This window comes from Candidatus Cardinium hertigii, assembly GCF_003788695.1.
On sequence record NZ_RARA01000012.1, the window covers coordinates 7340 to 18477 of the forward strand.

9 protein-coding genes and 1 pseudogene (1 of these 10 cut by a window edge) are annotated in these 11138 nt (G+C 36.2%); 9 read left to right on the plus strand and 1 reads right to left on the minus strand.

Annotation, left to right across the window (positions count from 1 at the left end; translation table 11 throughout):
* From EDM02_RS00440 to EDM02_RS06200, 4 genes are all read left to right on the plus strand, one after another.
* Window positions 1-46 carry the end of an AAA family ATPase gene (locus EDM02_RS00440; RefSeq protein ID WP_123662195.1) on the plus strand. 536 nt of this gene lie to the left of the window's left edge, so only the last 46 of its 582 coding nucleotides appear in the window; the start codon falls outside the window, past its left edge; its stop codon occupies window positions 44-46.
* Window positions 10-1368: an AAA family ATPase gene (locus EDM02_RS00445; RefSeq protein ID WP_221179573.1), complete on the plus strand. Its 1359-nt coding sequence runs from the start codon at window positions 10-12 to the stop codon at window positions 1366-1368. Before EDM02_RS00440 ends, EDM02_RS00445 begins: the two co-directional genes overlap by 37 nt.
* Window positions 1344-1604, plus strand: coding sequence for a PD-(D/E)XK nuclease domain-containing protein (locus EDM02_RS06105; RefSeq protein ID WP_420886337.1), 261 nt, complete (start codon window positions 1344-1346; stop codon window positions 1602-1604). Before EDM02_RS00445 ends, EDM02_RS06105 begins: the two co-directional genes overlap by 25 nt.
* Before the next feature lie 314 nt (window positions 1605-1918).
* The gene (locus EDM02_RS06200) at window positions 1919-2638 is read left to right on the plus strand and encodes a PD-(D/E)XK nuclease domain-containing protein (protein ID WP_478210128.1); all 720 of its coding nucleotides are present in this window, start codon (window positions 1919-1921) and stop codon (window positions 2636-2638) included.
* 260 nt (window positions 2639-2898) lie between these two features.
* Here the strand turns inward: EDM02_RS06200 and EDM02_RS00455 are convergent, their stop codons facing one another.
* A complete protein-coding gene (locus EDM02_RS00455) occupies window positions 2899-3243 on the minus strand; it encodes a hypothetical protein (RefSeq protein ID WP_123662199.1) in 345 nt (114 codons plus the stop codon).
* 87 nt (window positions 3244-3330) lie between these two features.
* Between EDM02_RS00455 and EDM02_RS00460 the strand changes: the two are divergent.
* The 5 genes and pseudogenes from EDM02_RS00460 to EDM02_RS00480 form a co-directional block, all read left to right on the plus strand.
* A pseudogene (locus EDM02_RS00460) lies at window positions 3331-3588 on the plus strand (PD-(D/E)XK nuclease domain-containing protein); the annotation flags it as partial.
* 138 nt (window positions 3589-3726) lie between these two features.
* A complete protein-coding gene (locus tag EDM02_RS00465) occupies window positions 3727-4263 on the plus strand; it encodes a DNA-3-methyladenine glycosylase (RefSeq protein WP_123662203.1) in 537 nt (178 codons plus the stop codon).
* Between the two features lie 12 nt (window positions 4264-4275).
* Window positions 4276-8985, plus strand: coding sequence for a contractile injection system tape measure protein (locus EDM02_RS00470; protein ID WP_123662205.1), 4710 nt, complete (start codon window positions 4276-4278; stop codon window positions 8983-8985).
* A 230-nt stretch (window positions 8986-9215) separates the two neighbouring features.
* Window positions 9216-10301, plus strand: a complete 1086-nt coding sequence (locus EDM02_RS00475; RefSeq protein ID WP_123662207.1) for an Mrp/NBP35 family ATP-binding protein — start codon at window positions 9216-9218, stop codon at window positions 10299-10301.
* A 165-nt stretch (window positions 10302-10466) separates the two neighbouring features.
* Window positions 10467-11138 (plus strand): AAA family ATPase (locus tag EDM02_RS00480; protein WP_221179572.1); only part of this gene is annotated, 672 nt, incomplete at its 3' end.

Sequence of the window (11138 nt, forward strand, 5' to 3'; positions counted from 1 at the left end):
CATTCCCGCATCCGAACGGGAACCGATGACTTTTATGACCTATTAGTAAATAGTGATGTATTTGTAGATAAAAGCTTAATGATTCAGGCCTTACTAGATGAGCCTAGTAAGGTAATACTGATTACCCGTCCCAGACGTTGGGGTAAAAGCTTGAACATGGATATGCTGCGCAAATTTTTTGAAATTGAAGTAGACCAAGAAGGGCATAAACTAGCAGAAGAAGCACGCACAAATTATTTGCTTTTTAAGGGAGGTAGTATAGATATAGGATTTAACGAAACTAAAGTACTCTATCCTTTAAAAATTGCCAGTTATCCCCATGCTATGAAACGCCAGGGGCAATTTCCAGTCATCTTGCTTAACCTGAAAGATGTTAAGGGGAGTTCTTACCAAGAAATCGAGAAAGGCATTAAAGATCAAATTATAACATTATTTTCCTGCCATCGTTATCTAAGCGTACATCTAGCAGCATCAGGGGGGGTACTGGATAATGCTCAAAAAGAGAAACTACAGCGCTATTTGGATGGAAAACTCGATAAAAATGATTTAAAACAAGGGTTGCGTTTTTTAAGCGAACTGCTCTACAAACATTTTAACCAAAAGGTTTATATCTTGATTGATGAATATGATACCCCTATCAATAGTTCGTATATTAAATTTGGTAGCCAAAGTGAATCCTTTGAAGAAATTTTAGAACTATTCCGTGGAATTTTTGGTAGCGCCTTAAAAAGCAATCCCTATTTAGAAAAAGGCGTTATCACAGGCATATTACGCATAGCCAAAGCCAATCTCTTTTCAGATCTCAATAATGTACGGGAATATACGTTGTTGGATAAAAACTTCACACAATTTTATGGTTTTACGCAAAGCGAAGTAGATGACTTGCTTAGTAAGGTGCCTACCCAAACGGAACCAGCAAAAATCAAAGATTGGTATAATGGCTATACTTTTGGGGGTGAGGTAATTTACAATCCTTGGTCTATGATGCAATGTCTAGCTAGCGAAGGCTTGCTTGACTACTATTGGTTAGACAGTGGTGGCACCGGTTTAGTAGATAAAGCGCTATTGGCTGACCAAATGCAAGCAGATTGGCAATGTCTGGTTCAAGGTCAAACCGTCACTTCTCCCATTACCAAGCAAATTAGTTTCTCCGATATTAACAAACCAGTTGGCTTATTGAGTTTGTTGTTATTTAGTGGTTATTTAAATCCCACTGTGGTATCCGCAGAACGCCATATTTATGGTCTATCTATTCCCAATCAAGAAGTAAAATATATCTATNCCAAACAGGAAGCACCAAAGCAGAACTATTTTACAGTGGCTTTATGTTGGGCATGTTACATATGTTGTGTGCTGACTATAGCATAGAAAGTGAAAGGGAAACAGGCAGTGGTCGAGCAGATATGCTTTTAATACCTCAAGTAGGTAGGAATGATAATGCACTGATCATAGAGTATAAAACAACTAAAACGTTAGAAAACTTGGANTATTGGCTGACCAAATGCAAGCAGATTGGCAATGTCTGGTTCAAGGTCAAACCGTCACTTCTCCCATTACCAAGCAAATTAGTTTCTCCGATATTAACAAACCAGTTGGCTTATTGAGTTTGTTGTTATTTAGTGGTTATTTAAATCCCACTGTGGTATCCGCAGAACGCCATATTTATGGTCTATCTATTCCCAATCAAGAAGTAAAATATATCTATGAAACAAGAGTATTGCAGTGGGTTACCGACCAATTAAACATAGACAGCTCTAAATACTATTCCTTTGTTCACTTATTACCAGCTGGCCATATAGAGACCTTTAAGGAGCAATTGCAAACATTACTGTATCGTACTNGTGAAGGCTTGCTTGACTACTATTGGTTAGACAGTGGTGGCACCAGTTTAGTAGATAAAGCGCTATTGGCTGACCAAATGCAAGCAGATTGGCAATGTCTGGTTCAAGGTCAAACCGTCACTTCTCCCATTACCAAGCAAATTAGTTTCTCCGATATTAACAAACCAGTTGGCTTATTGAGTTTGTTGTTATTTAGTGGTTATTTAAATCCCACTGTGGTATCCGCAGAACGCCATATTTATGGTCTATCTATTCCCAATCAAGAAGTAAAATATATCTATGAAACAAGAGTATTGCAGTGGGTTACCGACCAATTAAACATAGACAGCTCTAAATACTATTCCTTTGTTCACTTATTACCAGCTGGCCATATAGAGACCTTTAAGGAGCAATTGCAAACATTGCTGTATCGTGCTACCAGTTTTTTCCAAACAGGAAGCACCAAAGCAGAACTATTTTACAGTGGCTTTATGTTGGGCATGTTACATATGTTGTGTGCTGACTATAGCATAGAAAGTGAAAGGGAAACAGGCAGTGGTCGGGCAGATATGCTTTTAATACCTCAAGTAGGTAGGAATGATAATGCACTGATCATAGAGTATAAAACAACTAAAACGTTAGAAAACTTGGATGCGGTAGCCCAAGCAGGTTTGGCCCAAATCATCGCTAAACAATACCATACTAAGGTAAAAACCTATCCTCATGTAAGAAAGATTACCAGCATTGCGTTAGCTTTTTGTGGCAAAGAAGTAACTTTAGCTTATCGGGTGGATGAGGTAAATGCGTACAGGGAATAGATGTTTGTATCCGTTCAGTGATATGGCCTATGCGTATCCCTGTTTGTACCCATTAGAAATAGTACAATAATTAGCAATAGTACAATAATGCAAGATCATAAAAACGCGCCTTGAACAAAGCTGAAATTTTCAACAGCTTTGTTCACCAGCGCTTGATTTTTTTTGGCTACTTTTTTTGATCAAGCAAAAAAAGTAGCTTTGATTGCTATAATCTATAAAATATGTCTGCCATACCCCTGAACGGATACGATTTTATTATCCTAAAGGCTTACAGTGTATAACTGTTCTACTTGCTTAATGGTTAAACCAGTAACCTTGGCTATATAGGCAATAGGTAGCTTTTCTTGAAGCAAATTTTGGGCTATAGCCATAGCTTTTTGGGTTTCTCCTATTTGGATACCTTCCTCTTTTCCTATTTGGATACCTTCCTCTTTACCCTCATTTTTAGCTTTTTTAACTGTATTTTCTTCGACCCATAACCACTTTAAATGGCCTTCATATAAGGTACGTTCTTCTGGTGTAAAGTTCATAACATTCAGTACCTGTAGTGCCTTTTTTAAATGGACATCGTTTAAAGGAGGAGGTAAGTTGTCTTTGTTTAGCAAATCATGTCTTGTTAAAAAGGCTACCCATCTATCTAGTGCTGTCTTAACCTTAACGACTAAATCGGTTAAGGCNGGGAAACAGGCAGTGGTCGAGCAGATATGCTTTTAATACCTCAAGTAGGTAGGAATGATAATGCACTGATCATAGAGTATAAAACAACTAAAACGTTAGAAAACTTGGATGCGGTAGCTCAAGCAGGTTTGGCCCAAATCATCGCTAAACAATACCATACTAAGGTAAAAACCTATCCTCATGTAAGAAAGATTACCAGCATTGCGTTAGCTTTTTGTGGCAAAGAAGTAACCTTAGCTTATCGGGTGGATGAGGTAAATGCGTACAGGTAATAGATCTTATAAGCGGAATAATGGGGGTTTTTTATATAAAAAAAGTGTTTTCAAGCCCACTAAACAAATCTGACTATAACAAATTTCTAATTATACAAATTTTTTACTTAATTACCCTCAAGCTTACATGCCCCTAACATGATCTTAAATAGAGCATTTTTCTTACAAGATACCAACACAGTAAGTACTAATTTAATTGGTAAAGTAATATGTTGTAATAATTTCCAAGGTATTATTACTGAAACAGAAAGCTACATTGGTATGAATGATCCTGCTTGCCATGCTGCCAAAGGCATTACTAAAAGAACAAAAATTATGTTTGGGTTAGCTGGGTTCAGCTATGTATTTTTAATATATGGTAAGTATCACTGTTTCAATATCGTTACGGAAGCATTAAATTTTCCAGCTGCTACGCTTATTAGAGGCATAAAACTCATCCATCCTCCCTACACATATATAAATGGTCCAGGTAAAATTTGTCGATTGTTAGGTATTGATTTAACGTATAATGCCATCGATATAACTTTGTCAAATACATTATATATTAAAGATATAGGCTATCAATTACCCTATAGATCCACACCTAGAATAGGTCTTTCTAAAGGATTAGATAAAATGTGGCGCTATATTATTACGGATAAAGATTTTAGCACAACCACGCCATTTTCCTACTAAACGTAAGTTTAATTGGATATCCTTAAAAATTTTTCTACCATTAAGAATGATGTCTTTTTAGACATCATTGGTTACCATATCAAAATTATTATAACGCCAATAGCGATGCGTATGCCTATACATAATCATCATGTTATTTTACGTAGTCGCATTGAAGTGACTACTGAAAAAAGCCATGATCAAAATAGAGCATTACAGTATGCAGTCAATAGAACGGTTGAACAACAACTTATACCTCTATTATCCAAGCTCTTTTCCCAATATGTTCCGCAAGATGTAGTGATTCATATAGACAAGCTTACCGTAGATGGAGGTAAATTGAACGTATCTAATCTTAGCAGTCAGCTACCTTATCAGATAGCATCTGCCTTACTACCTGTATTACAAAAACAGATCGACAAGATTATGCATAATCCTAACGTCCATCAGGTAATACCACTACTAGAAGCAAAACTGCAAGCTATAGCATACTATTTATCGGAGGGTAATTTTGCCTGGTGGATGACAGAACATTCTGATAATCAGATTGAAAAGATATATATATGGTTACTACATAATGCGCCCTTACGCATAGAACAACTTTGGCATAATATTAAAAAAAAGGAGAAGGCTATTCAACGCTGTATTGCACATTTTTCCGGAACTACTGTAGAAAATACCCTCCATCTCTTATTAAGACAGCAAAACTTTACCCCTATTCTATCAGAAATAGGATTTTTATTGCACAAAACAGGAATTTTAACCAATTCACCCTACACACCGCAACGGCAATTGCTCTCAATAGCGCTATTGGGCATGATCAATCACCAGAGGCCTACAATAGATCGCATCAGTTTTTTGACCATGTTACTCAAGCAGGTAGCCGCAAAAACATCCATAAGCTATAAAAAAATCTTAGAAAAGTTACAAACCTATTATACACAAACTGCAACCCAGTATGCTAGCTCATCACAAGCAATAACAACCAAAGAATGGGTACTCCAATTGCATGACATGACCATAACTCCACCTAAATTCTGTAATAAAGATGTCAAAAATCAGGAAACTGTACTAAAGGAACTAGATAAAATAGATAATAGTACCATGACACCCCATCAGCTATTAGAAACCATTAACCGTATCAAAGCAGCAATGGATACAATAGGTATACGAATCCTAATAAAAAGCTGGCTTAGAGAAAAAAAGAACAGAGAACGATTGGTCAAAAAGCTCCCTGATACGCTTTTTATTTCATTGATACAACCACTAGATTCTTCTGTTGCCTCTATATTTTCCACACTTACCCAGATATGGGGAGAGACTACTTCTGCTTCTACTGTAGCGCTTAATGATTCTGTTAAAGAAGCTACCTTAGCTTATTATGCTTTTGAACCATCCAAAATAATTTATTTTAAACAGATTACATCGCTATTCAACCAATATTTTTCAGAAGGAACTCCAGCGGTGAACGCCATAATGGCTCAACTGGTATCCGTACAAAAAATAGCTCCCACAGCTGCATCAGTTTTTACGCAAACAAAAACTCTGCAAAATGATATGCCAAATTTCCTAATAGACAAAAGCATAGTAATAGCAGAAAACCAACAAATATGGAATACATGCATCCCTTATCTGCATCCAGATAAAGCAGATAGGTCTGACCTTACCCAAATAGAAAAAAGCCACACAAATATTCTTGAACAAACTGTTGCTATATCTAAAAAAAACCATACAGCTGATCAATACCATCTAGAAAGAGAGCACACTGAAAAAAACCATACAGCTGATCAATACGAGCTAGAAAGAGAAAATATAGCAAAAAACTATACAGCTGATCAATACCATCTAGAAAGAGAAAATATAGCAAAAAACTATACAGCTGATCAATACTATCTAGAAAGAGAAAACATAGCAAAAAAACATACAGCTGATCAATACGAGCTAGAAAGAGAAAATATAGCAAAAAAACATACAGCTGATCAATACCATCTAGAAAGAGAAAACATAGCAAAAAAACATACAGCTGATATTTATGGTTTAGAGAGAAAGCAGGAGGAAAGACAAAGGTGGGAGCATCCATTTTCCTTGGACGTGGTAGTGGAATTTCTCCTGCATCATGCACTACCTGCAGGTCAAACTGTTCCAGCTTATCTAATAGCCAAAAGTATAGAAACCGCAACAACCAAACAAATACGCCATACGTTAGCCCCTGTATGCCAAAAACCCGTTATCCTAAAAAAGCTAATACAATATGCAACAGAGAAAACCTTATGTAAACTGTTTCAAGCACTGATTCCTTTTTCAGCTGATTTTACATATAAATTAGAAAAAGTTATCATCCAAGCAAAGGTGATCCAGCATAATGCAAAACAAACGCATACCCATTTGATACAAGAGCTATTTATTACAGCAGCGATTGCCAATAGCCCCCCTATTACAGAAAAGCAATATATAGAACGCATACTCATCTATCTTGTACCGCATAGTCAATTAAGTCCAACTATATTGTGTGATCGCTTCACCAAAGCTGCAACCAATGCATATCCTCAACTAGTGGATACTTTTGCTTTGCTTAAGCAAAAATTAGTACCCCTACATATAAGCCAAATAAATGAGAATGAGATAGATGAGGTTGACTTTATGTTTCTACCTACTAACGAAATATTGTCATCTCAATTAGACAAAACAAATTTGCCTCTTTACTATCGTAACTTACTACCAATTATCAAAAATATAGCACGACAACCTGTATTAGTTGATACATATCAAGCAGAGATCAAGCAGTTGGTAATGCAGCATTTGCCTACACTTTCTGAAGCAGGCAAACAAACCGCTTATACATGGTTAACTAAGACGGTTGAAGATACAGTACAAAGCAAAAGAGAAGAGATCATACAAAGTTGGATACGCTTTTTACATACGGGTATACTTGGAAATTATGCAAACGTAATGGAGCTATTTAAAGATGCCATTGCCTATGCTACTACTTTTTCTTTAGAAGAGGTAGTAGTTAAAACGCATGTTCGTCAACGGCTTATTGCCAATTTTACACATAGGCAACTGATGCTGCTGGTTGAAAACCATAGCCATGTTGGAAAAGAATGCACTCCCTATCTACAAAGCTGTTACCAATTATGGTGCGCTACACAAAGCGCACTAGGGCAAGAAAGTATTACTAAAAATTTATTTTGGGATATGGTGTTGATAACGTTGCCTCAAGTGTCTTTACCCCTTCATAAAGATTACTGGATAGAGCAAACCATTACCAAATTAAGCAATGCTTTGGAAATAACACCCACCACGCTGTTACAGACATTTACATTAGTTATTCAGGATATCAAAGATATGAAAGCGGTAGAAGAGCTTACTATTGCATTACACAATCTAAAAGAAAAATATCGAAAATCTCTCCAAGTCCAAGCTATACACCATGGATGTCAAGAAACTATTTTGTCAAAACTCTACGTATTATTACATGGTGGACTATCTCTTTTTGCTGAACGGCATGACTTGACTATTGATGCATTGGGCCATGCACTGCTTCAATACATAGCCCAAAAACCATTTGCCCTATCTAAAATGTTACAACAACAACCCCATACGCATTTAATTACTAGGCGCCTCGTATATTACTTTAAAGAAAACGTTATTACAAAAATTATAGCGCTCCTAGCAAAAGAAAAAAGTGCATTTGCCATAACCTACCTAAATTTATTAAGTCAACCTCATAAAATAACACCACTGTCTAATATATCTACATGGAAAAAAGAACTATCTATCTCCATCATAGACTACCTGATTACAGTAGATAAAATTAACGAAACGCAATTTGTACAAAACACGCTGCTTACCGTTTGCTATACCAAAGAAACAGTCCACCAAATTATTACCTCAATAGTAACTATACAGCCTACCAACTTAACGGAAGATAAGATTGTAAACCTATTAAAAACTATGCTCAAAAAGCTGAATAGTAACGAAACTAGCGCTAACCATCCAGTTTTTATGCTGAAAGGTAATGATCCATTAGCGAAATTAAAATTACAAGAAATACAACCCAATGTATTACCAACAAAATTTAAAAAACCTGATATTCAGAAAAAAGAAATACGTTTTTATATCAAAAATACTGGACTGATTTTTCTATGGCCCTTCTTTTATGATTTTTTTAAGGAGCAAAATCTCTTAATCGGAAATACATTCTCCTGCGAACAAGCAGTACACAATGCTGTTTACCTCTTACAATATTTGGTTACGGGAAAACTACAAAGTCCAGAATGGCAACTTACTTTACCCAAATTGCTTTGTGGATTACCTTATGATGAGGTATTATTACCTTACCGTCCTATCAAAGAAACCTACGATACATATGGAGAGGGGAATCAAGAGGTAGAAGAAGGGAAATCCATACCCATATCCGTTGGTACAATGAAAGCAATAGAAACCAGTAGCCAACTAATTATTACAAAGGCACTAAGCCGTTGGAAAAGTTTAACAAAACTTCAAAAAATAGATCAATACCAAAATGGTATCACCCCAAATCTATTCAAAAGTTATTTTTTACAAAGATTAGGCATTCTACTTAAACAGAAGTCTGACGACGCTATCGAAAGTCCGTATTGGCATCTTACCATTATGCAGCAAGATTATGATCATTTAGATTTGTTACCGCCTTGGTCTATGACTAATATTAAACTACCCTGGATGGAGGAAACAGTTGTTTTATTTTGGATGCCTACATAGGCAAAAGTGGCTAGGCTACTAAAAAAACCTACCATAAACATAAAGTAGATCTATAAACTTTTTCATGGCGTACATCTACTTAAAATATAGATAACTGAATACTATCAGAAAATAGTATTCAATATTATAAAAAACGCTACATTTATATAATACAATTACTGTAATTTTCCATTGCAACAGCCTCCTTTTGCCTAACATCAGAGATAGTAATACGAAACACACAATCAATTATGCAAACGTTAAAAACAGGCATACTAAAAGCTTTACGCACAGTATATGACCCTGATTTAAAGAAAGACCTTGTATCACTAGGTATGATTGACGACTTACTTATAACAAATGCTACCATTTCTTTTACGATTATACTTACTACACCGGCTTGCCCCTTACAAGAATTTATGAAACAAGCGTGTATACAAGCTATTCGAAAAGAGATCAAAAAAGAGCTTGAAATTATCATCACTACCATAGCAAAAGTTACTTCAAGTCGTCCCCCAGCAGCTATCCTTCCTGAGGTAAAAAATATTATTGCCATTGCTTCTGGCAAAGGTGGCGTTGGAAAATCTACTGTAGCTACCTATGTGGCCCTCTCATTAGCTAACCATGGGGCACGGGTAGGGCTCTTAGATGCAGATATATTTGGACCTTCTATTCCCACTATATGGAACTGTGAAAGAGAAAAACCAGCTGTTTTTAAGCAGAATGGGAAAAATTTTATCATTCCCTTAGAAAGACATAATGTAAAGCTACTTTCCATTGGCTTTGTAGCCAATAGCCAAGAAGCCATTGTATGGCGTGGACCTATGGCAAGCGCTGCATTGAAGCAATTAATACAAGATGCATATTGGGGCGTATTAGACTATTTATTGATTGATCTTCCCCCTGGAACAAGCGATATTCATCTTACTTTAGTGCAAACCGTTACCGTTACAGGCGCTGTGGTGGTTACTACGCCACAAAAAATCGCATTAATAGATGCCATAAAGGCCATTGCTATGTTTAAAAAAGAACAAATTCAGGTACCTATCCTAGGACTAGTAGAAAATATGTCCTATTATTTTTCAAATAAAGAAAAGATAGGTACACCACATTATATTTTTGGAAAAGAGGGAGGAAAAAAATTGGCGGAACAACAAACTATACCTTTTTTAGGTCAAATTCCACTATTGCCCATAATTTGTGAACAAGGAGATGTAGGTATTTCCTCAAACAAAACGATTGCTCCCTTTGACACAATTGCTCAAATATTAGCGCAACAAATTGCGGTTCGAAATGCCATCTACCAACCAACCGAAATAGTGAAAAAAAGTTATTAATATACTTTTCCTCAAGCCCATGTACAGGGCAATGTGATACCATAATACCTGTGCTGCCAGGGAACACTTGTTCTATAGTAGAAAATTCTTACATTCATAGCCATGCAAGCGTTTATTGCTTTTTCAAAGGCAATGCAATAGATGCTATTTTAAACTTTTTCTATGATGGCAACCACTCTTTTCCCCCGTATTAGAACGGGGACAGATGATTTTAAAAACCTATTGTTACACAGTGATGTATTTGTAGACAAAAGCCTTTTAATCAAAGAATTATTGGAAGAAAGTAGTGAAGTTATACTCATTACACGTCCCAGACGTTGGGGAAAGAGCTTAAATATGAGTATGATTAAGAGGTTTTTTGAAATTGAAGTAAATGCACAAGGGGAACCACTCCCTGAAACAGAGCGTATCAACCCTGCATTGTTTTTAGGCGGTACAATAGATTTAAAATTGGCAACCGGTAGAAAAAAATTATTACAAAAACTCCAAATAGCTTCTTGTCCAGATACCATTATAGAATACCAAGGAAAATTTCCAGTTATCTTATGCAACCTTAAAGATGTTAAAGGCAGTACCTACCAAGAAATAGAAGAGGGTATAGGGATAACACTTAAAAACACGTATAATCAGCATAGTTATTTACTCGACAGTACGGCTATTCAGCTGAATGAAAAAAAAGCCATGCAAGCTTATCTAGATGAGTCTGCAACCAGACAGCATTTAAAACAGGGGTTGCGTTTTTTAAGTGAGCTACTCTACAAACATTTTAACCAAAAGGTCTACATGCTCATTGATGAATACGATACCCCTATTAACCATGCCTATATCAAGTTTGGC